General features: G+C 59.1%; 18 protein-coding genes and 1 tRNA gene. 18 read left to right on the plus strand and 1 reads right to left on the minus strand.

Annotation, left to right across the window (positions count from 1 at the left end):
* The first annotated feature begins 9 nt into the window (after positions 1–9).
* The 11 genes from tsaE (at position 10) to LJU29_RS02580 (ending at position 13,528) form a co-directional block, all read left to right on the plus strand.
* Entirely contained in the window at positions 10–438 is a 429-nt protein-coding gene (gene tsaE, locus LJU29_RS02530) for a tRNA (adenosine(37)-N6)-threonylcarbamoyltransferase complex ATPase subunit type 1 TsaE (RefSeq protein ID WP_371321907.1), read from the plus strand.
* 2 nt (positions 439–440) lie between these two features.
* Positions 441–1,871, plus strand: coding sequence for an N-acetylmuramoyl-L-alanine amidase (locus LJU29_RS02535; protein ID WP_197710600.1), 1,431 nt, complete (start codon positions 441–443; stop codon positions 1,869–1,871).
* On the plus strand, positions 1,868–3,814 hold the full coding sequence (gene mutL, locus LJU29_RS02540; RefSeq protein WP_257111603.1) for a DNA mismatch repair endonuclease MutL: 1,947 nt from the start codon (positions 1,868–1,870) through the stop codon (positions 3,812–3,814). Before LJU29_RS02535 ends, mutL begins: the two co-directional genes overlap by 4 nt.
* On the plus strand, positions 3,815–4,786 hold the full coding sequence (miaA, locus tag LJU29_RS02545; protein ID WP_011167564.1) for a tRNA (adenosine(37)-N6)-dimethylallyltransferase MiaA: 972 nt from the start codon (positions 3,815–3,817) through the stop codon (positions 4,784–4,786).
* 91 nt (positions 4,787–4,877) lie between these two features.
* Positions 4,878–5,138 carry an RNA chaperone Hfq gene (gene hfq, locus LJU29_RS02550; RefSeq protein WP_002551819.1) on the plus strand — a complete coding sequence of 87 codons (261 nt, stop codon included), beginning with the start codon at positions 4,878–4,880 and terminating at the stop codon, positions 5,136–5,138.
* A gap of 12 nt (positions 5,139–5,150) precedes the next feature.
* Positions 5,151–6,452 carry a ribosome rescue GTPase HflX gene (gene hflX, locus LJU29_RS02555; protein ID WP_002551820.1) on the plus strand — a complete coding sequence of 434 codons (1,302 nt, stop codon included), beginning with the start codon at positions 5,151–5,153 and terminating at the stop codon, positions 6,450–6,452.
* A gap of 96 nt (positions 6,453–6,548) precedes the next feature.
* Complete coding sequence (gene hflK, locus LJU29_RS02560) at positions 6,549–7,748, plus strand: FtsH protease activity modulator HflK (RefSeq protein ID WP_057422128.1); 1,200 nt, start codon at positions 6,549–6,551, stop codon at positions 7,746–7,748.
* A complete protein-coding gene (gene hflC, locus LJU29_RS02565) occupies positions 7,748–8,617 on the plus strand; it encodes a protease modulator HflC (protein WP_257111604.1) in 870 nt (289 codons plus the stop codon). Before hflK ends, hflC begins: the two co-directional genes overlap by 1 nt.
* A 270-nt stretch (positions 8,618–8,887) precedes the next feature.
* A complete protein-coding gene (locus LJU29_RS02570; protein WP_057422127.1) occupies positions 8,888–10,075 on the plus strand; it encodes an ATP phosphoribosyltransferase regulatory subunit in 1,188 nt (395 codons plus the stop codon).
* A 54-nt stretch (positions 10,076–10,129) separates the two neighbouring features.
* Positions 10,130–11,422: an adenylosuccinate synthase gene (locus LJU29_RS02575; RefSeq protein WP_002551824.1), complete on the plus strand. Its 1,293-nt coding sequence runs from the start codon at positions 10,130–10,132 to the stop codon at positions 11,420–11,422.
* A 171-nt stretch (positions 11,423–11,593) separates the two neighbouring features.
* Positions 11,594–13,528: a methyl-accepting chemotaxis protein gene (locus LJU29_RS02580; RefSeq protein ID WP_257111605.1), complete on the plus strand. Its 1,935-nt coding sequence runs from the start codon at positions 11,594–11,596 to the stop codon at positions 13,526–13,528.
* Positions 13,529–13,652: 124 nt separating this feature from the next.
* Here LJU29_RS02580 and LJU29_RS02585 read toward each other — a convergent pair.
* Positions 13,653–13,739 (minus strand) — tRNA-Leu (locus tag LJU29_RS02585).
* Positions 13,740–13,964: 225 nt separating this feature from the next.
* Between LJU29_RS02585 and rnr the strand changes: the two genes are divergently transcribed.
* From rnr to dnaB, 7 genes are all read left to right on the plus strand, one after another.
* Positions 13,965–16,598, plus strand: coding sequence for a ribonuclease R (rnr, locus tag LJU29_RS02590; protein WP_257111606.1), 2,634 nt, complete (start codon positions 13,965–13,967; stop codon positions 16,596–16,598).
* Positions 16,595–17,356, plus strand: coding sequence for a 23S rRNA (guanosine(2251)-2'-O)-methyltransferase RlmB (gene rlmB / locus LJU29_RS02595; RefSeq protein WP_257111607.1), 762 nt, complete (start codon positions 16,595–16,597; stop codon positions 17,354–17,356). The genes rnr and rlmB overlap by 4 nt, the downstream gene beginning before the upstream one ends.
* A gap of 213 nt (positions 17,357–17,569) precedes the next feature.
* Positions 17,570–17,995 (plus strand): 30S ribosomal protein S6, encoded by a 426-nt coding sequence (gene rpsF, locus LJU29_RS02600; RefSeq protein WP_002551828.1) that lies wholly within the window; start codon positions 17,570–17,572, stop codon positions 17,993–17,995.
* Between the two features lie 28 nt (positions 17,996–18,023).
* Complete coding sequence (gene rpsR / locus LJU29_RS02605) at positions 18,024–18,254, plus strand: 30S ribosomal protein S18 (RefSeq protein WP_002551829.1); 231 nt, start codon at positions 18,024–18,026, stop codon at positions 18,252–18,254.
* A 39-nt stretch (positions 18,255–18,293) separates the two neighbouring features.
* The gene (locus LJU29_RS02610; protein WP_004666401.1) at positions 18,294–19,190 is read left to right on the plus strand and encodes a YybS family protein; all 897 of its coding nucleotides are present in this window, start codon (positions 18,294–18,296) and stop codon (positions 19,188–19,190) included.
* A gap of 19 nt (positions 19,191–19,209) precedes the next feature.
* Positions 19,210–19,656, plus strand: a complete 447-nt coding sequence (rplI, locus tag LJU29_RS02615; RefSeq protein WP_002551831.1) for a 50S ribosomal protein L9 — start codon at positions 19,210–19,212, stop codon at positions 19,654–19,656.
* Between the two features lie 123 nt (positions 19,657–19,779).
* Complete coding sequence (gene dnaB, locus LJU29_RS02620; RefSeq protein ID WP_002551832.1) at positions 19,780–21,174, plus strand: replicative DNA helicase; 1,395 nt, start codon at positions 19,780–19,782, stop codon at positions 21,172–21,174.
* The last annotated feature ends 82 nt before the right edge of the window (positions 21,175–21,256 follow it).

The following is a 21,256-nucleotide window of genomic DNA, read 5'->3' on the forward strand; positions in this document are numbered from 1 at the left end:
GAGGCAATGATGAATTTTGGTGCACGCCTGGCAACGGTTACCGAAGGCGTGGGCGTCATCTTTCTCGATGGCGATCTGGGCGCTGGAAAAACCACTCTTTCGCGGGGAATGATTCGCGGGTTCGGGCATGTCGGGGCTGTCAAGAGTCCTACTTTCACGCTGGTCGAGCCCTACGAAATAGGTGCCATACGGGTCTTTCACTTTGACCTGTATCGTCTGGTCGATCCCGAAGAGCTTGAGTACATGGGGGGGCGTGATTACTTCGACGGCGATGCACTTTGTCTGATTGAATGGCCCCAGCGTGGTGCAGGCTTTTTGCCAAAGCCTGACCTGACCATTACCATTGGCCCGCACGGAGAAGGTCGGTCCGTGATATTGAGCCCGCTGGGCTCGCGTGGCGAACGCTGGTGTGCCACTTTGGCTTTGGAATTCAAATAGATATGGGGTTAGGTATGCGCATGCGCGCGCTGGTTACTGTAGTTGGTCTGCTGCTGATGGCCCTGGCTGTCGAGGCGGTTGCCGCTACGCAAGTAAAAAGTGTCCGCTTATGGCGAGCACCGGACAACACACGTCTGGTATTCGACCTGTCCGGGCCTGTCCAGCACAGCGTATTCACCCTGACTTCGCCTGATCGTCTGGTGATCGATATCAATGGCGCGACACTCGGTGGCCCGTTGAATGTCTCGACAGCCAATACGCCGATCAGCAGCATGCGCTCTGCCCAGCGCACGCCGACCGATCTGCGCGTGGTCATCGACCTGAAAAAGGCGGTGACGCCCAAAAGCTTCACGCTTGCGCCGAACCAGCAGTACGGCAACCGTCTGGTGGTCGACCTGTTCGATAACGCTGCCGATGCCAACCCGACACCGGTGATCCCGGATACCGCCGCCAATACCGCGCCCGCTGTCCCGGTTAGCCCGGCCAAGCCTGAAATCAAGTTGACCCCGGTGCCCAACGGCAAGCGCGACATTGTCGTGGTGATCGATGCCGGGCACGGCGGTGAAGACCCGGGTGCCTCGGGCGGTGCTGGGCAGAAAGAGAAAAACGTGGTGCTGTCGATCGCCAAGGAACTGCAGCGCCAGGTCAACGCCGAGAAAGGCTACCGCGCTGAACTGACGCGGACCGGTGACTACTTTATTCCGTTGCGCAAACGTACCGAGATCGCCCGCTCCAAGGGGGCCGACCTGTTTGTGTCCATTCACGCCGACGCTGCGCCGTCCACCGCGGCGTTTGGCGCTTCGGTGTTCGCCTTGTCTGATCGCGGTGCGACCTCCGAAACCGCACGCTGGCTGGCGGACAGTGAAAACCGTTCCGACCTGATCGGTGGTGCCGGTGCAGTAAGCCTTGATGACAAGGACCGCATGCTCGCCGGGGTGTTGCTGGACTTGTCCATGACCGCTTCGCTGTCTTCCAGTCTGAACGTCGGCCAGAAGGTGCTGAGCAATATTGGCCGCGTCACCTCGCTGCACAAATCGCGCGTCGAGCAGGCGGGCTTCATGGTGCTCAAGTCGCCGGATATCCCGTCGATTCTGGTGGAAACCGGCTTTATCTCCAACGCCAACGAAGCCAACAAGCTGAGTTCTGCGTCGCACCAACAGGCGTTGGCGCGTTCGATCAATTCCGGGGTAAAGCAGTTCTTCCAGCAGAACCCGCCACAGGGCACTTATATTGCCTGGCTGCGTGACAACGGCAAGCTGGCTCAAGGGCCACGCAACCATGTGGTCCGCTCTGGCGAAACCCTGGCCATGCTCGCGGCGCGCTATGACATGAACATTGCCACGCTGCGCAGCGCCAACAATCTGAAAACCGATGAATTGAAGATTGGCCAGGATCTGCGAATTCCAAGTTCCGAGGTGGCGACTCAGCAATGACCGATCTTCTGCTCGACGGCACCGAAGCCGATAACGCTCAGACTGTCCTGAACGCTGCGCGCATCGAATTGCTAAGCCCGCGTCTGGCCAACCAGATTGCGGCTGGCGAAGTCGTCGAGCGTCCAGCGTCGGTTATCAAGGAGCTGCTGGAAAACAGCCTTGATTCCGGCGCGCGGCGTATTGATGTCGATGTAGAGCAGGCCGGTATCAAGCTGTTGAAAGTGCGTGACGACGGTGGCGGTATTTCCTCGGATGACCTGCCACTGGCGCTGGCGCGACATGCCACCAGCAAGATTCGCGATCTGGAGGACCTCGAGCGCGTCATGAGCCTAGGGTTTCGCGGCGAGGCCCTGGCTTCGATCAGCTCCGTGGCGCGCCTGACGCTGACCTCGCGCACTCGCGACGCCGATCAGGCCTGGCAGGTGGAGACCGAAGGCCGTGACATGGCACCGCGCGTCCAGCCAGCAGCGCATCCGGTAGGCACCTCCGTTGAAGTGCGCGATCTGTTCTTCAACACGCCTGCCCGGCGCAAGTTTCTCAAGGCCGAAAAAACCGAATTCGATCACCTGCAGGAAGTCATCAAGCGCATGGCGCTGGCACGTTTCGACGTGGCCTTCCATTTGCGTCACAACGGCAAGACCGTGCTGAGCCTGCATGAAGCGCATGACGACACTTCCAGAGCACGACGTGTCTCGGCGATCTGCGGGCCGGGCTTCCTAGAGCAGGCGCTGCCTATCGAGATCGAACGCAACGGCCTTTATCTGTGGGGCTGGGTAGGGCTGCCGACATTTTCGCGCAGCCAGGCCGACCTGCAATATTTCTTCGTAAACGGGCGTGCGGTGCGCGACAAACTGGTCGCTCATGCGGTGCGTCAGGCGTATCGCGACGTGTTGTTCAATGGCCGTCACCCCACGTTCGTGCTTTTTTTCGAGGTCGACCCGGCTGCTGTAGACGTCAACGTTCACCCGACCAAGCATGAAGTACGCTTTCGCGACGGGCGCATGGTGCATGACTTCCTTTATGGCACCCTGCACCGTGCATTGGGTGATGTGCGTCCGGAAAACCAGCTGGGCGGCAGCGTACCGGTCGCCGCCGAGCCTCGGCCTACCGGGCCTGAGGCCGGTGAGTTCGGGCCGCAGGGTGAAATGCGTCTGGCCAATAACGTGCTGGAACAGCCGCAGGGCGAGCCTTTTGCCCGACCTGCTGCCGGTGGCGGCGCTGGCAGCGGTTATCAGTATCAATATACGCCTCGGCCCACCTCTGGCGTGCCGGTGGCCGAAGCGCAAAGTGCCTACCGTGAATTCTTCGCACCGCTGCCCAGCACCGCACCCTCGTCGCTGCCGGAGTCGCCCGGCGATATCCCGCCGCTGGGTTATGCGCTGGCGCAGCTAAAAGGTATCTACATCCTCGCTGAAAACGCTCACGGGCTGGTGCTGGTGGACATGCACGCCGCCCACGAGCGAATCATGTACGAGCGCCTGAAAATAGCGATGGCCAATGAAGGCCTGAGTGGTCAGCCATTGCTGGTGCCCGAATCTCTCGCGGTCAGCCAGCGTGAAGCGGACTGCGCCGAAGAACATATCGCGACGTTTCAGCGTCTGGGCTTCGAGCTGCAGCGGCTTGGCCCGGAAACCCTGGCGATCCGCCAGATCCCTGCGTTGCTCAAGCAGGCCGAGGCCAATCGGCTGGTCAGCGATGTGCTGGCGGATCTGATGGAGTACGGCACCAGCGACCGGGTGCAGGCACACATGAACGAGTTGCTCGGGACCATGGCCTGTCATGGCGCGATTCGCGCCAATCGGCGACTGGCCATCCCGGAAATGAACGGCCTGTTGCGTGACATGGAAAACACCGAACGCAGCGGGCAATGTAACCACGGTCGTCCTACCTGGACCCAGATGGGTCTCAATGACCTGGATAAATTATTCCTGCGCGGTCAATGAATGAATGCTTTACCTCCGGCCATCTTTCTCATGGGGCCTACCGCCGCAGGCAAGACCGACCTTGCGATAGAACTGAGCAAAGTGTTGCCTTGCGAGCTGATCAGCGTCGATTCGGCGTTGGTCTATCGCGGCATGGACATCGGCACCGCCAAGCCTTCAAAAGCACAGCTGGCTGAATATCCACACCGTCTGATCGACATCCTCGACCCAGCGCAAAGCTACTCCGCAGCCGATTTTCGCAGTGACGCCCTGGCGGCCATGGCGGAAATTACCGCGCGCGGAAATATTCCTTTGCTGGTCGGCGGCACTATGTTGTATTTCAAGGCTCTATTGCACGGGCTGGCGGATATGCCGGCTGCCGATGCGCAGGTAAGGGCACAGCTTGAAGCTGATGCACAGGCCTATGGCTGGCAGTCATTGCACGATCAATTGGCGGTGGTCGACCCCGTTTCGGCGGCGCGCATTCACCCCAATGATCCGCAGCGACTGATCAGGGCGCTCGAGGTGTATCGGGTCAGCGGAATGAGCATGACGGCACACCGCGAGCAACAAACTGCGCAAAGTACCGAAGCGGCGGCATCAGGGCGTCAGCAATTGCCCTATACTGTCGCGAACCTTGCCATCGCTCCGGCTGATCGCAAGGTGCTGCACCAACGCATCGCGCTACGTTTTGAGCAAATGCTGGATCAGGGGTTTCTGGACGAAGTACTGGCATTGCGCTCAAGAGGCGACCTGCATTCCGGGTTGCCCTCGATAAGAGCCGTCGGTTATCGCCAGGTCTGGGATCACCTGGATGGGAAGCTGACGCGGGATGAAATGCAGGAGCGCGGCATTATTGCAACGCGCCAGTTGGCCAAAAGGCAGTTCACCTGGCTACGCAGCTGGGAGGATTTGCACTGGCTGGACAGTCTGGCCAGCGACAATCTGTCGCGCGCCTTGAAATACCTGGGATCGGTCTCCATATTGAGCTGAGTCCCTGCAATAGCCGTCTATCCTTGGGGGGTGGCCGGTAAGCCAATCGAATTCGATTTATTATTTATTGATCCTTAAAGGAGTGCGGCACATGTCAAAAGGGCATTCGCTACAAGACCCTTACTTGAATACCTTGCGAAAAGAGAAGGTCGGGGTATCGATCTACCTGGTCAACGGTATCAAGCTGCAGGGCACGATCGAGTCTTTCGACCAGTTCGTCATTTTGCTGAAGAATACTGTCAGCCAGATGGTTTACAAACACGCCATTTCCACCGTCGTACCGGTTCGCCCGATTCGCCTTCCCAGCGCTACCGACGCTGACGGCGCAGACGCCGAGCCAGGTAACGCCTGATAGGAGTCTGCCTTGTTCTTTGAGCGCCACAGTGGTGGTGAACGTGCAATTCTCGTTCATCTGGATGGTCAGGACCCTGAGGCGCGCGAAGATCCGCAGGAGTTTCAGGAGCTGGCCATATCGGCCGGTGCCGATACCGTTGCGTTTATCAACGTGCCGCGTCATCGGCCATCGGCCAAATACCTGATTGGCTCTGGCAAGGTCGAGGAGCTTCGCGACCAGGTCAAGGCCGAACAGGCTGATCTCGTTATCTTCAATCACACCCTCACGCCCAGTCAGGAACGTAACCTCGAACGCGTTTTCGAGTGCCGCGTGCTTGATCGTACGGGGCTGATCCTCGATATCTTTGCGCAGCGTGCACGCACCCACGAAGGCAAGCTTCAGGTCGAACTGGCCCAGCTTGAGCACATGAGTACGCGTCTGGTCCGTGGCTGGACTCACCTTGAGCGTCAGAAAGGTGGTATCGGCCTGCGCGGCCCAGGCGAAACCCAGCTCGAAACCGACCGACGTCTTCTGCGGGTTCGCCTGCGGCAGATCAAGGGGCGGCTGGAGAAGGTTCGCAGCCAGCGCGATCAGGCACGTCGTGGACGCCGTCGCGCCGATATCCCTTCGGTTTCTCTGGTGGGGTATACCAACGCCGGTAAATCGACCCTTTTCAACTCGGTGACCGATTCGGATGTGTTTGCGGCGGACCAGCTGTTCGCCACGCTCGATCCGACCTTGCGTCGTCTGCAGCTCGATGATCTGGGCCCTATCGTGCTGGCCGATACCGTAGGCTTCATTCGCCATCTGCCGCACAAACTGGTAGAAGCCTTTCGAGCGACGCTTGAAGAGTCGAGCAACTCCGATTTACTGCTGCATGTGATCGACTCCCACGAGCCTGACCGCATGTCGCAGATCGAGCAGGTCATGGCCGTGCTCGGTGAGATCGGTGCCGAGGGCTTGCCGATCCTTGAGGTCTATAACAAACTCGATCTGCTTGAAGGCGTGGAGCCTCAGATACAGCGGGATGCCGATGGCAAGCCGCAGCGTGTCTGGGTGTCTGCCCGCGATGGTCGAGGGCTGGATCTGCTCAAGCAGGCCATCGCCGAACTGCTCGGCGACGACCTGTTTGTCGGTACGCTGCTTTTGCCTCAGAGTCTTGCCCGACTGCGTGCCCAGTTTTTCGAATTGGGTGCGGTGCAGAGCGAAACGCATGACGAGGAAGGTGCCAGCGTGTTGGCCGTACGACTGCCGCGCGTTGAACTCAATCGACTGGTGAGTCGCGAAGGATTGCAGCCGCTGGAGTTCATCGAGCAACACACTTTGCAATAAAAGCACGAGAAAGCCGTTGTACGGCTTTCGCGAGCATTCTGTAGCATTGGTCGGCGCGCCGCGGGCGCGTCTTTGCTTTATCAGATGGAGAGCGCTATGGCTTGGAATGAGCCGGGTGGCAACTCGAATAATCAAGATCCCTGGGGTGGCAAACGCCGTGGCGGCGACCGCAAGGGACCACCTGATCTCGACGAGGCCTTCCGTAAGCTGCAGGAAAGCCTGAAGGGGTTGTTCGGCGGCGGTAACAAACGCGGCAGCGATGGCGGCGGCAGTGGTGGCGGTTCAGGCAAGGGCGGTGGCTTTGGCTTGCTCGGTATCGGCCTGGTCGTGCTCGTCGCTTTCTGGCTCTACAGCGCTATCTATGTTGTTGACGAGCAAGAGCAGGCTGTCGTGCTGCGTTTCGGTCAATACCACGAAACCGTAGGGCCGGGTCTCAACATCTACTTCCCGCCGTTCGATCGCAAGTACATGGAAAACGTGACTCGCGAGCGTGCCTACAGCAAGCAGGGCCAGATGCTTACCGAAGACGAGAACATCGTCGAAGTGCCGCTGACCGTGCAATACAAGATCAGCAACCTGCAGGACTTCGTCCTGAACGTCGATCAGCCTGAAATCAGCCTGCAGCACGCCACTGAAAGTGCGCTGCGCCATGTCGTGGGTTCCACGGCAATGGATCAGGTGCTGACTGAAGGTCGTGAACTGATGGCCAGCGAAATCAAGGAGCGTCTGCAACGCTTCCTCGATACCTACCGCACCGGCATCACCGTCACTCAGGTGAACGTACAGAGCGCCGCGGCACCGCGTGAAGTGCAGGAAGCGTTCGATGACGTGATCCGCGCTCGTGAAGACGAGCAGCGTGCACGCAATCAGGCCGAAAGCTATGCCAATGGCGTGATTCCGGAAGCCCGTGGTCAGGCTCAGCGCATCCTTGAGGATGCCAACGGCTACCGCGATGAAGTGGTTTCGCGCGCCAAGGGTGAGGCGGATCGCTTTACCAAACTGGTTGCCGAGTACCGCAAGGCTCCTGAAGTTACCCGCCAGCGTCTGTATCTGGACACAATGCAGGAAGTCTTCAGCAACACCAGCAAGGTTCTCGTGACCGGCGACAAGGGGCAGAACAATCTGCTTTATCTGCCGCTCGACAAGATGATCGAGAGCAGCCGCAGCAGTAACGGCAATGGCTCCAATTCAGGTACGCCATCGCAGTCGGCTAATGATGCTGCCGCTGCCGCCGCAACTGCCCGGGCGAATGAGGCTCAGCAGCGTGGTGAAGTACGTACCAGGGAGACTCGCTGATGAGTAACAAATCACTGATCACCCTTATTGTCGGCGTGGTACTGGCAGTCATCGCCTGGAACAGCTTTTACATAGTGTCCCAGACCGAGCGCGCGGTTCTGCTGCAATTCGGTCGTGTGGTCCAGGCGGACGTTCAGCCGGGTCTGCATGTGAAGGTTCCTTATGTGAACCAGGTGCGCAAGTTCGACGGTCGTTTGCTGACCCTCGATGCACCGACCCAGCGTTTCCTGACGCTGGAAAAGAAAGCGGTCATGGTCGATGCCTACGCCAAGTGGCGTGTGAAGGATGCGGAGCGTTTCTACACCGCGACTTCCGGCCTCAAGCAGATTGCCGACGAGCGTCTTTCGCGTCGTTTGGAGTCGGGCCTGCGTGACCAGTTCGGCAAGCGCACCCTGCACGAAGTTGTGTCGGGTGAGCGTGATGCGCTGATGGCTGATATCACCGGTTCGCTGAACCGCATGGCCGAGAAAGAGCTGGGTATCGAAGTTGTCGATGTCCGGGTCAAGGCCATCGACCTGCCGAAGGAAGTGAATCGCAGCGTTTTCGAGCGTATGAGCACCGAGCGTGAGCGTGAAGCTCGCGAGCACCGTGCCAAGGGTAACGAGCTGGCTGAAGGCATTCGTGCCGACGCCGATCGTCAGCGTCGTGTGTTGCTGGCAGAAGCCTATCGCGAGTCGGAAGAAGCGCGTGGTGATGGTGATGCCCAGGCTGCCGCGATCTACTCCAAGGCATATGGTCAGGACCAGGAGTTCTACGCGTTTTATCGCAGCCTGCGCGCCTACCGTGAAAGCTTTGCGGACAAGAGCGACGTGATGGTGCTCGATCCGAACAGCGAATTCTTTCGCTATCTGGAAAAAGCCAAGCCGTAATTAATCACCCGCCGGGCGGCAAAACCGCCCGGTGGGGTGAACGTACGGTGAAACGTGTGTATCATGCGGCAGCCGGGAAATTCCCGGCTTTTTTGCGTCTGCACGATTGATTGGCCGTATCTGAATCAGAGCACGGCAAGATTTTTCGAGGAAAGTGGTCTGCAAGACCTGTCTCGGGCATTTGTCGTGCCCGTCATACAGCGCACCACTTTCTGCTTCACTCAAGGCTGGCCTGTAGGCTGGCCGCCTGGATCACAGGGGAATGGCGTAATGGCAACGGTCGACCGCTGGCTGCTACCAGATGGCATCGAAGAAGTACTGCCACCGGAAGCGGCGCGCATTGAAGTAGCGCGCCGTCAGGTGTTGGATCTGTTTCAGAGCTGGGGCTATGAGTTTGTCGTCACCCCGCATATCGAGTATCTCGAATCCCTGCTGACCGGCGCGGGTTCGGATCTGGACCTGCGCACCTTCAAGGTTATCGACCCGCAATCGGGCCGGCAGATGGGCTTTCGCGCCGACATCACGCCGCAGGTTGCACGCATCGATGCTCACACCCTCAAGCGTGAAGGCCCTAGTCGTCTGTGCTACGCGGGCAGTGTCCTGCACGCCCAGCCACGCGCACTGTCTTCCTCGCGCAGCCCCATTCAACTGGGCGCCGAGCTGTACGGCGATGCCAGCCCGAGCAGTGACGTAGAAGTCATCAGCCTGATGCTGGCCATGTTGCAACTGGCCGATGTGCCGGACGTGCACATGGACCTTGGGCATGTCGGCATCTACCGTGGTCTGGCGCGTGCCGCTGGCCTGTCGGGAGAAGTCGAGCAGCAGTTGTTCGATGCACTGCAGCGCAAGGCTATTGATGAAGTGGTTGCCCTGACCGCCGATCTCCCGCAAGAGCTCGCAACAATGCTGCGTGCGCTGGTTGATCTGTGTGGTGGTCGTGAGGTGCTGGACGCGGCGCGTGATCGTCTGGCTGGCGCACCTGCGCCGGTGCTGGCCGCGCTGGACGACTTGCTGGCAATAGCCGAGCGTCTGGCTGCGCGTTTCCCGCAGTTGCCGCTGTACTTCGATCTCGGCGAGCTGCGTGGCTATCACTACCACACCGGTGTGGTGTTTGCGGTGTTCGTGCCGGGCGTGGGCCAGTCGATCGCGCAGGGCGGTCGTTACGATGACATCGGCGCCGACTTCGGCCGCGCCCGTCCGGCTACCGGCTTTTCCACCGACCTGAAAACCCTGGTAACCCTGGGGCAGGCAGAAATCGTCTTACCGTCTGGTGGCATCTGGGTGCCGGACAGTACGGATGCGGCACTCTGGCAGACGGTTTGCCAGTTGCGCAGTGAAGGTCAGCGTGTGGTTCAGGCTTTGCCTGGGCAGCAGGCGAGCGCCGCGCGTGAAGCCGACTGTGACCGGCAATTGATTCAGCATGGCGAGCACTGGCAGGTAATGCCGCTGGCTTCTTGAGTATTCCTGTCGGCGGCCGCCGGCACCAAGTTTGCGTGAATGAGGACAAGTGTTATGGGTAAGAATGTCGTAGTCCTGGGCACTCAATGGGGTGATGAGGGCAAAGGCAAGATCGTTGATCTGCTGACCGAACATGCTACCGCCGTAGTTCGCTATCAGGGTGGCCACAACGCTGGTCACACACTGGTGATCGACGGTGAGAAAACCGTATTGCACCTGATTCCGTCCGGTGTACTGCGCGAAGGCGTGCAGTGCCTGATCGGTAACGGTGTAGTGGTTGCTCCCGACGCGCTCCTGCGCGAAATCATCAAGCTGGAAGAGAAAGGCATTCCAGTGCGTGAGCGTCTGCGCATCAGCCCGTCCTGCCCGCTGATCCTGTCGTACCATGTTGCACTGGACCAGGCGCGTGAAAAAGCCCGCGGCGAATTCAAGATCGGCACCACCGGTCGTGGTATCGGCCCGGCTTACGAAGACAAGGTTGCGCGTCGCGGTCTGCGCATTGGCGACCTGTTCCATCGCGAACGCTTCGCGGCCAAGCTGGGCGAGCTGCTCGACTACCACAACTTCGTGCTGGTCAATTACTACAAAGAGCCTGCCATCGACTTCCAGAAGACACTCGACGAGTGCATGGAATACGCCGATCTGCTCAAGCCGCTGATGCTCGACGTCACCGCTGCGCTGCATGAAATGCGTCGCGACGGCAAGGACATCATGTTCGAAGGTGCCCAGGGTTCGTTGCTGGACATCGACCACGGTACTTATCCGTACGTCACCAGCTCCAACACCACTGCTGGCGGTATCGCTACCGGTTCGGGTTTTGGTCCGATGTACCTGGATTACATTCTGGGCATCACCAAGGCCTACACCACGCGTGTGGGTTCGGGTCCGTTCCCGACCGAGCTGTTCGACGATGTCGGTGCTTTCCTGGCCAAGCGTGGCCACGAGTTCGGCGCTACCACCGGTCGCGCTCGTCGTTGCGGCTGGTTCGATGCCGTCATCCTGCGTCGCGCCATCGAAATCAACAGCATCTCGGGCCTGTGCCTGACCAAGCTGGACGTGCTTGACGGTCTTGAGACCATCAACATCTGTGTCGGCTACGAGAACGAAGAAGGCGCGGTCATCGACGCACCTACTGACGCCGACAGCTACCTGGGTCTGCGTCCGGTCTACGAGCAGATGCCTGGCTGGAGCGAATCCACGCTGGGTGCCAAGACCCTGGAAGAGTTGCCTGCAGCCGCTCGCGCCTACATCAAGCGCGTCGAAGAGCTGGTTGGCGCGCCTATCGATATCATTTCGACCGGTCCTGACCGTAACGAAACCATCGTGCTGCGTCACCCGTTCGGCTAATACTTCGCCGCGCTGTATCAAGAGGGCCGCGTTTGCGGCCCTTTTTGTTTTCAGCGTCCGCAGGATTCAATCGCGGCAAAAGTGAGACTTGTGTCACGGCACGGCGCTTGCTACAAAGATGACAGAAAAGTGCCATCATTTTAATGGCGCTGAGGGTGGAGGGATTCTCCTGTGTCTGCTGTCTTATCTCTATTGCAAAGCCGTCTGCTGCGCCCGGTCTTCATTGCCCTGGGCATTGCTCTTTTGGTGCAGGTCATCGTGGCGGTTGCTCTTACCCGGAGCACAGTCACAGCGCTTGAGGCTGACCTTGCCAATCGCCTTGGGGTAGATTCGCAACATCTTTCCTCCGAGCTGGAGCTGGCGAGTAGCGAAGTGACGTCGAGCCTCGACTCGCTTTCAGCCAGTACGCGTCAGCGCTTGAGCGTCGGACTTTCTACCCGCCTGAAGGAAGAGCAGGCCCAACTGCGTGCCACGCTGGAAAAAGACCTGAGAGAGTCCGCCACTGACATGGCCGAGCTACTGGCTGCGGTTGCCCCGCGCGCCATGTGGGACAACGACACGCCAACCCTTTCCGAATTCGCCCGACGCGCCCAGCGCAATCCCAACGTGTTGTTTGTGGTCTATGACGACGCCGCGGGTGAGCACCTTACGCGGTACATGAACCGCGATAACCCGCTGGTCAAGGCGCTGCTGGCCAAGGGTGAAGGCGAGCGGGCGATGGACAAGATCCTCAATGCCGCGAAAAACGACCCGTCGGTGTATTACGTCGAGGCCTCTATCAGCCCTAACGGTGTCGAGATCGGCAAGGTGCGCATGGGAGTGTCGACGGCAATGGTCGAGGAAAATCTTGCTGCGCTGGACAAGCGTTTCGCCACCCTGATAACCAGTGGCGAGCAACTGGTTTCCGACAGCCTTGCCAGTGCCTCCAAAGACAGTTCGACCGCCTTGCGCGCGCGCTTGCAATCCGCTCAGACGGCGGGTGCTGCAATGACCACCAACACGCGTGTTGCGGTTCAGAAAGCCGCCGAAACGTTGCGCTGGCGGATCGGCATGGGGCTGACGCTGGTCGGCCTGGGCGTACTGCTGTTACTGGCGGTGGTGCTCGGGCGTCGAGTCGTCAGCAAGCTGCATCTGCTGATCGCTGCGCTCAATGATCTGGCGGCGGGTGAGGGCGACCTGACCAAGCGCGTCAAGCTGGACAGTAATGACGAAATCGGCGACATGTCGGCGGCGGTCAATCGCTTCATCGACAAGTTGCAGCCTATCGTTCGTGAGGCGGGCGAGGTGGCGCAGCGCACCGGGCAGGAAATCGGCGTGATGGGCCAGCGCAACGCCGGCGCCGATGCTGCAGCCGAACTGCAGCGAGACGAAGTGGCGGCCAGCCTCAAGGCGCTGGAGCAGATGGCCGATGAGGCGCAGTCGGAAAGCCAGGCGATGCAGGCAGCCCTACGTCAAGTGGTCGATATCAAGCAGGCGACCGATGAAAACACCCGCACGTCCAATCAGGTCGGCGGTTTGATCGAGGCGCTGGCCGGGCAGGTCGAAACCGGTGCGCAGGTCATCGAGCGTCTGGCGCAGCAAAGCCAGCAGATTGAGATTGTGCTGGAAGTTATCCACGGCATTGCCGAACAAACCAACCTGCTCGCACTCAACGCAGCCATCGAAGCGGCGCGCGCGGGTGAAACGGGCAGGGGCTTCGCCGTGGTAGCTGACGAGGTGCGTGCGCTGGCCAGCAAGACACAAAGCTCGACGGGCGATATCCAGGAACACATCATCGCCTTGCAGCGCGGTGCGAAAGAGGCGGTCGCTGCCATCGGCATCGCTGGCCGACAGGCCAAGGAAGGGCTGGAAGTATTGCGTGACAGCGCCAAACGCCAGCAGACCGTGCAGGCGTCCGTCGAGCAAGTGCATGCTGCCATCGGTCTGGCAACCAAGGCGGCTGTACATCAGGCTGAAGGCGCGCAGGCCGTTCGCGGTCGGGTCGAGGTGATTCACGCGCAGGCCGAGAAAGCCGCAAAAGCGGTGGTTGAGACGACTGCTAGCGGCAAAGTGCTAAACGGGCTGGCTGCGCAGTTGAAGGCGAGCCTGGGGCAATTCAGGGCTTGAGGCTTTCGTAGGGCGGCACCTAATGTGGCGCTGTACACACGCAGGGCCATAACACTTTCAGACCCCGGAAAGTTCAAACCCCTGAAAGCACAAAACCGAGCCAGTGGCTCAGTTTTGTTTGAATTGGTGCCCAGAAGAAGACTCGAACTTCCACGACCTTGCGGTCACCAGCACCTGAAGCTGGCGTGTCTACCAATTTCACCATCTGGGCAGTATCGGAAGGCATCAACCTGCCGATGGCGCGCACTATACGGAGCGCTTTTTAGGCTGTAAACCCCGGCGATGAAAAAAAGTCGAAAAAAATCGCGAGCGGTGTGTTTCGGGTCTTGCAGCGTGGTCAGGGAGGCTTTTTGTCGAGTGGTTTGAGCGTGAAATTTCCCGTTTCATGAGGTCTATGCCAAACTAACCCCTATATATACAAGGTGAAAACTATCTAATGGTCGATTGGCAGTCCCTCGATCCCGAGGCCGCTCGTGAAGCGGAAAAATACGAAAACCCTATTCCCAGCCGTGAGCTGATCTTGCAGCACCTTGCCGAGCGCGGTTCGCCGGCCAGTCGCGAGCAACTGGTCGAAGAATTCGGCCTGACCACCGAAGACCAATTCGAAGCTCTGCGCCGCCGCCTTCGGGCAATGGAGCGTGACGCCCAGTTGATCTATACCCGTCGTGGCACATATGCACCGGTAGACAAGCTTGACCTTATTCTGGGTCGTATCTCCGGGCACCGTGACGGTTTCGGCTTTCTGGTGCCGGACGACGGTTCCGATGACCTGTTCATGAGCCCGGCGCAGATGCGTCTGGTGTTCGACGGTGACCGGGCGCTGGCGCGTGTTTCCGGCCTTGACCGTCGCGGTCGTCGCGAAGGCGTTATTGTCGAAGTGATCTCGCGTGCTCACGAAACCATCGTTGGTCGCTACTTTGAAGAGAGCGGCATTGGTTTTGTTGTACCCGATAATCCGAAAATCCAGCAGGAAGTGCTGGTAACACCGGGCCGCAACAACAGTGCGAAGATCGGCCAGTTCGTCGAGGTGAAAATCACCCACTGGCCAACGCCGCGCTTCCAGCCACAAGGTGATGTTGTCGAAGTGGTCGGCAACTACATGGCACCGGGCATGGAGATCGATGTTGCGTTACGCACTTACGATATTCCGCACGTGTGGCCTGAGGCTGTACTCAAGGAAGCTGCGAAGCTCAAGCCGGAAGTCGAAGAGAAGGACAAGGAAAATCGCGTAGACCTGCGCCACCTGCCTTTTGTAACCATCGACGGCGAAGACGCTCGCGATTTCGACGACGCGGTTTATTGCGAAGCCAAGCCGGGCAAGCTGCGCTTGTTCTCCGGTGGCTGGAAGCTCTATGTGGCCATTGCCGACGTATCGAGCTACGTGAAAATCGGCTCGGCGCTGGATGCTGAATCCCAGGTTCGCGGCAACTCGGTGTACTTCCCCGAGCGCGTCGTGCCCATGCTGCCTGAGCAATTGTCCAACGGCCTGTGCTCGCTGAACCCGCACGTTGATCGTCTGGCCATGGTTTGCGAGATGACCATCTCCAAGACCGGCGAGATGACTGACTACGTATTCTACGAAGGCATCATCCACTCCCACGCTCGCCTGACCTACAACAAGGTCAGCACGATCCTGGAACAGCCGAAAACGGCTGAAGCCAAAAGCCTTCGTGGCGAATACGGCGACGTGGTTCCGCACCTCAAGCAGCTTTACGCCATGTACAAGGTGTTGCTGGGTGCGCGTCATGTGCGCGGTGCGATCGATTTCGAAACTCAGGAAACCCGGATCATCTTCGGTTCCGAGCGCAAGATTGCCGAAATCCGTCCGACCACTCGCAACGATGCTCACAAGCTGATCGAAGAGTGCATGCTGGCCGCCAACGTGGCCACCGCGCAGTTCTTGAAGAAACACGAAATTCCCGCGTTGTACCGCGTCCATGATGGTCCGCCGCCAGAGCGTCTGGAAAAACTGCGTGCATTCCTGGGTGAGCTGGGTCTGACGCTGCACAAAGGCAAGGAAGGACCGACACCGAAGGATTATCAGGCGCTGCTTGAAACCGTTCGTGACCGCCCGGATTACCACCTGATTCAGACCGTCATGCTGCGTTCGTTGAGCCAGGCCGTTTACAGCTCGGACAACAACGGCCACTTCGGTCTAAATTACGAAGCGTATACGCACTTCACCTCGCCGATCCGTCGTTATCCGGATCTGCTGACGCACCGTGCTATTCGCAGCGTTATCCGCTCCAAGCAGGATACTCCACACGTACGTCGTGCCGGTGCTGCAACGATTCCGAAGGCGCGTATCTACCCGTACGACGACGCGCTGCTCGATCAGTTGGGCGAACAATGCTCGATGAGCGAGCGCCGTGCCGACGAGGCTACGCGCGACGTGGTCAACTGGCTCAAGTGCGAGTACATGAAAGATCGCGTGGGCGAGTCATTCCCGGGCGTGATCACGGCGGTAACCGGCTTTGGCCTGTTCGTCGAGCTGACTGACATCTACGTCGAAGGTCTGGTCCACGTCACGGCTCTGCCGGGTGACTACTACCATTTTGACCCCCTGCATCACCGCCTTGCCGGCGAGCGTACCGGACGTAATTTCCGTCTGGGCGACAGCGTCGAAGTGCGCGTCATGCGTGTTGATCTGGATGAGCGCAAGATCGACTTCGAGATTTCCGAAACCGCAGCGGCTGCAACGCCGGCTGGTCGCAAGCGTCGTGGTCATGACACTGCGCCGCCTGCCGCCACGACAACGACTGAAAAGGAAAAGGCGCCTGCCAAGTCCGGTCGCCGTAGCGCTTCTGCCAAGGAGAGCAGTACCGAAGCGTATCGCCCGAGCGATGCGGCGGCGAAAAACGCAGAAGTGCGTAAAAGCCGCGAGCTGAAAAAAGCCCTTCTGGCAGACGCGAAGGGTGGTAGCAAGGCGTCGTCGGGAAAGTCTGACAGGTCGGGCTCTGCTCCTTCGTCGAGCAAGCCGGCCAGTAAACACCGTAAAGGTCCGTCAAAATCGGGCTCCGCGCCAACCGCGAAAAGCGGTGGCGCTCGTAAACCCAAGGCCAAGTCATGAGTCAGCTGGAAAAAATCTACGGCGTTCACGCCGTAGAAGCGTTACTTCGTCATCACCCGAAACGCGTCAAGCACATCTGGCTGGCCGAGGGTCGTAACGACCCTCGCGTACAGACGCTGGTGGCGCTGGCGGGTGAGAATCGCGTGACCATTGGTCAGGCGGAACGCCGCGAAATGGACGCCTGGGTTGAAGGCGTGCATCAGGGTGTGGTTGCCGATGTGAGCCCGAGTCAGGTCTGGGGCGAGGCAATGCTCGACGAGCTACTCGACCGCAGCGAAGGTTCGCCGTTGCTGCTGGTGCTTGATGGCGTGACCGATCCGCACAACCTCGGCGCCTGCCTGCGTACCGCCGATGCGGCAGGTGCACTGGCCGTGATCGTGCCCAAGGACAAGTCTGCAGCCTTGACGCCAGCGGTGCGCAAAGTCGCCTGCGGTGCGGCAGAAGTCATCCCGCTGGTGGCTGTGACCAATCTGGCGCGCACGCTGGAAAAGCTTCAGCAGCGCGGCTTGTGGGTTGTCGGTACGGCAGGCGAGGCCGAGGTCGAGTTGTATCAACAGGATCTGACCGGCCCGACCATCATCATCATGGGCGCGGAAGGCAAGGGCATGCGTCGCCTGACCCGCGAGCACTGCGATTATCTGGTGCGTCTGCCGATGGCGGGCAGTGTCAGCAGTCTCAACGTGTCGGTCGCGACCGGCGTGTGTCTGTTTGAAGCGCTGCGTCAGCGCAGTGTCAAGGCTGCCGGCAAAAAGGCCTGATTTCGGCGCCTGGCCAGAGTGAGCAGGTCGCGCCATGCGATCTGCTCATTAATTCACCAATTGCCTTGCGCCTCCCTCGACCCTTCTCTACAATTGCGCCCCTTGCTGTCACGGCAGGCGCGCATGTGCCTGTCCCTGAGCAAGACCAACAGTGTCATTCACTCCTTGTCTGACCGCTTTTGAGCGGCAGGCTACAACCCGTAAGGAGCATTCATGCGTCATTACGAAATTATCTTTTTGGTCCACCCGGATCAAAGCGAGCAAGTCGGCGGCATGGTAGAGCGTTACACCAAGCTGATCGAAGAAGACGGCGGCAAAATCCACCGTCTGGAAGATTGGGGCCGTCGTCAACTGGCTTACGCAATCAACAATGTTCACAAGGCTCACTACGTGATGCTGAACGTTGAGTGCACTGGCAAGGCTCTGGCCGAGCTGGAAGACAACTTCCGTTACAACGATGCTGTGATCCGTAACCTGGTCATCCGTCGCGACGAAGCCGTAACTGGCCAGTCCGAGATGCTCAAGGCTGAAGAGAACCGCAGTGAGCGCCGTGAGCGTCGTGACCGTCCTGAGCACTCCGACAGCGCCGATGGCGATGACGGCGACAACAGCGACGTTAGCGATAACGCTGACGAGTAATCCACGGACCTTTTGAGGAGCCAATCACATGGCACGTTTCTTCCGTCGTCGTAAATTCTGCCGCTTCACCGCTGAAGACGTCAAAGAGATCGATTACAAAGATCTCAACACTCTGAAAGCCTACGTATCCGAGACCGGCAAAATCGTTCCAAGCCGTATCACTGGTACCAAAGCACGTTATCAGCGTCAGCTGGCCACCGCTATCAAGCGTGCCCGCTTCCTGGCCCTGCTGGCCTACACCGACAGCCACGGCCGCTGAGACCAGGTAGTCGACAAAACGTAACAAAGGATAGAAAGCATGCGTGCCCTGGCTGAATTCATCATGCGCGGCCGTATGCAGGCCACTCTCGTAGTGGCTGGATGTGCGGCATTGCCGCTGTTGTTCTGGTTGAGTGCTGCCGCAGGGTGCCTTGTGCTTCTGCGACGCGGGTTCAGTGATGCCGTTGGTGTCCTGTCCTGGGCTCTGCTGCCGGCTTTGGTCTGGTGGTATTTCGGCGAACCCCGTACAGCCATGGTGCTGGCCGGTTCGCTGAGTTTGGCAATGGTTTTGCGTGCCAGCGAGTCCTGGGTCCGCGTGCTGCTGGTCAGCGTGGCGTTGGGCGTGGTGTATGCAGTAATTCTGGGCACGGTTTTTCGCGAACCTCTGGAAGCAATGTCGCAGGAGCTGCAAAAGCATCTGCCTACAATGCTGGCCGGGCTCTACGAGCAGTTGAACGTAGAAGAGCGAGCGCGTCTGGGAGCACTGATTGCACCCGTCCTGAATGGCCTGATAGCGGCTGTGCTGCAAATCGTCAGTGTGCTGTGCCTGATTCTTGGGCGGTACTGGCAAGCGATGTTGTACAACCCTGGTGGTTTCGGGCGTGAATTTCGCGCTGTGAAACTCCCGCTGGTGCCTGCGTTGGCGCTGTTGGTGTGCATGCTGGTGGGGCCGAATTTCGGTCCGCAGATAGCAATGCTTACACCGCTTTGCAGCGTACCGCTGGTGTTTGCGGGGCTGGCTCTGATCCACGGTCTGGTTGCTGAAAAGCGGCTTTCCCGGTTCTGGCTGGTAGGGATGTACATAACGCTGCTGGTGTTCATGCAACTGATCTATCCGTTGCTCGTGGTAATTGCCATTGTCGACAGCCTGATTGATTTTCGCGGTCGCCGGAGTTCGAAAGATTCCGGCAATGGTCCTGCGAACGGTGAAGGTTAAAAGTTAAGAGGATTTCCACATGCAACTGATCCTTCTGGAAAAAGTCGCCAACCTGGGCAACCTGGGCGACAAAGTAAACGTTAAGGCCGGCTACGGCCGTAACTACCTGCTGCCTTACGGCAAAGCAACCGCTGCAACTGCTGCCAACGTGGCTGCGTTTGAAGAGCGTCGTGCAGAGCTGGAAAAACTGGCTGCAGACAAGAAAGCATCTGCCGAAACTCGCGCTGCCCAACTGGCTGAGCTGGAAGTGACTATCACTGCCACCGCTGGTGACGAAGGCAAGCTGTTCGGTTCGATCGGTACGCACGACATCGCTGATGCACTGACCGCCTCCGGCGTTGAAGTTGCAAAAAGCGAAGTTCGTCTGCCGAACGGCACTATCCGCAACGTTGGCGAATACGACGTAGCCGTGCACCTGCACAGCGACGTAGAAGCGACCGTACGCGTTGTCGTAGTGGCTGCTTAAGCAATACGTAATCGTCTGGCGGCATTGCTGCCAGAGGATTAACATCGGGCACGATCCTGTTCACAGGTCGTGCCCTTTGTCTTTGTGCCATCCCCATTCTGCAAACCTCGAATTGAAGTGGCCATGAACGATATTTCCACCCCCGAGCAATACGATCTGCAAACCGCTGCCCTGAAGGTGCCGCCACATTCCATCGAGGCCGAACAGGCCGTGCTCGGTGGTTTGATGCTGGATAACAACGCCTGGGAGCGGGTGCTTGATCAAGTTTCCGATGGTGATTTCTATCGACATGACCACCGCCTGATTTTCCGCGCCATCGCTCGTTTGGCCGATCAGAACAGCCCGATTGACGTGGTCACCCTGGCTGAGCAACTGGACAAGGAAGGGCAGACCTCACAAGTAGGCGGCCTGGGCTACCTCAGTGAGCTGGCGAAAAACACGCCTTCTGTCGCCAACATCAAGGCCTACGCGCAGATTGTGCGGGCCCGTGCCACATTGCGGCAATTGATCGGCATCAGCACCGAAATCGCCGACAGTGCGTTCAACCCGGAAGGCCGCACCGCCGAAGAAATTCTTGACGAGGCTGAGCGGCAGATCTTCCAGATCGCCGAAGCGCGCCCCAAGACTGGTGGCCCGGTCAGCGTCAACGACCTGCTGACCAAGGCCATCGACCGTATCGATACCCTGTTCAACAGTGATAACGCCATCACCGGCCTGTCCACCGGGTACACCGACCTCGACGAAAAGACCAGCGGAATGCAGCCCGCTGACCTGATCATCGTTGCCGGACGTCCGTCGATGGGTAAAACCACGTTTGCCATGAACCTTGTCGAGAACGCGGTGCTGCGCAGTGACAAGGTGGTTCTGGTCTACTCGCTGGAGATGCCAGGTGAATCGCTGATCATGCGTATGTTGTCGTCACTGGGGCGCATCGACCAGACCAAGGTGCGCGCGGGCCAGCTCGACGACGATGACTGGCCGCGGCTGACGTCTGCGGTCAATCTGCTCAATGATCGCAAGCTGTTCATCGATGACACTGCCGGTATCAGCCCGTCCGAAATGCGTGCGCGTACACGGCGGATCGTGCGTGAGCACGGCGATATCGCCATGATCATGATCGACTACCTGCAATTGATGCAGATTCCCGGATCGAGCGGTGACAACCGGACCAACGAAATTTCCGAGATTTCGCGCTCGCTGAAAGCGCTGGCCAAGGAATTCAACTGCCCGGTCATTGCCCTGTCGCAGCTCAACCGCTCCCTGGAGCAGCGGCCGAACAAGCGTCCGATCAACTCCGATCTTCGGGAATCCGGAGCGATCGAGCAGGACGCCGACGTGATCATGTTCGTCTACCGGGACGAGGTGTATCACCCGGAGACCGAGCATAAAGGCATTGCCGAGATCATCATCGGCAAGCAGCGTAACGGGCCGATCGGCACCACGCGCCTCGCATTCATTGGCAAATACACGCGTTTCGAGAACCTGGCACCGGGCAGTTACAACTTCGACGACGATTGACCCGAGGTCAGGCTCATCAAATCCGACCACTGTCGTCGGGTTTGATCAAAAAATGTGCTATATTCCGCGCCCGCGATTTTTC

This window comes from Pseudomonas ficuserectae (assembly GCF_024584585.1).
In the GTDB taxonomy this organism is placed as follows: Bacteria; Pseudomonadota; Gammaproteobacteria; order Pseudomonadales; family Pseudomonadaceae; genus Aquipseudomonas; species Aquipseudomonas amygdali.

Bases quoted from the DNA above. Each gene is read 5' to 3' on its own strand.
- tsaE (WP_371321907.1), top strand. From the start codon at position 10: ATGAATTTTGGTGCACGCCTGGCAACGGTTACCGAAGGCGTGGGCGTC.
- LJU29_RS02535 (WP_197710600.1), top strand. From the start codon at position 441: ATGGGGTTAGGTATGCGCATGCGCGCGCTGGTTACTGTAGTTGGTCTG.
- mutL (WP_257111603.1), top strand. From the start codon at position 1,868: ATGACCGATCTTCTGCTCGACGGCACCGAAGCCGATAACGCTCAGACT.
- miaA (WP_011167564.1), top strand. From the start codon at position 3,815: ATGAATGCTTTACCTCCGGCCATCTTTCTCATGGGGCCTACCGCCGCA.
- hfq (WP_002551819.1), top strand. From the start codon at position 4,878: ATGTCAAAAGGGCATTCGCTACAAGACCCTTACTTGAATACCTTGCGA.
- hflK (WP_057422128.1), top strand. From the start codon at position 6,549: ATGGCTTGGAATGAGCCGGGTGGCAACTCGAATAATCAAGATCCCTGG.
- hflC (WP_257111604.1), top strand. From the start codon at position 7,748: ATGAGTAACAAATCACTGATCACCCTTATTGTCGGCGTGGTACTGGCA.
- LJU29_RS02570 (WP_057422127.1), top strand. From the start codon at position 8,888: ATGGCAACGGTCGACCGCTGGCTGCTACCAGATGGCATCGAAGAAGTA.
- LJU29_RS02575 (WP_002551824.1), top strand. From the start codon at position 10,130: ATGGGTAAGAATGTCGTAGTCCTGGGCACTCAATGGGGTGATGAGGGC.
- rnr (WP_257111606.1), top strand. From the start codon at position 13,965: ATGGTCGATTGGCAGTCCCTCGATCCCGAGGCCGCTCGTGAAGCGGAA.
- rlmB (WP_257111607.1), top strand. From the start codon at position 16,595: ATGAGTCAGCTGGAAAAAATCTACGGCGTTCACGCCGTAGAAGCGTTA.
- rpsF (WP_002551828.1), top strand. From the start codon at position 17,570: ATGCGTCATTACGAAATTATCTTTTTGGTCCACCCGGATCAAAGCGAG.
- rpsR (WP_002551829.1), top strand. From the start codon at position 18,024: ATGGCACGTTTCTTCCGTCGTCGTAAATTCTGCCGCTTCACCGCTGAA.
- LJU29_RS02610 (WP_004666401.1), top strand. From the start codon at position 18,294: ATGCGTGCCCTGGCTGAATTCATCATGCGCGGCCGTATGCAGGCCACT.
- rplI (WP_002551831.1), top strand. From the start codon at position 19,210: ATGCAACTGATCCTTCTGGAAAAAGTCGCCAACCTGGGCAACCTGGGC.
- dnaB (WP_002551832.1), top strand. From the start codon at position 19,780: ATGAACGATATTTCCACCCCCGAGCAATACGATCTGCAAACCGCTGCC.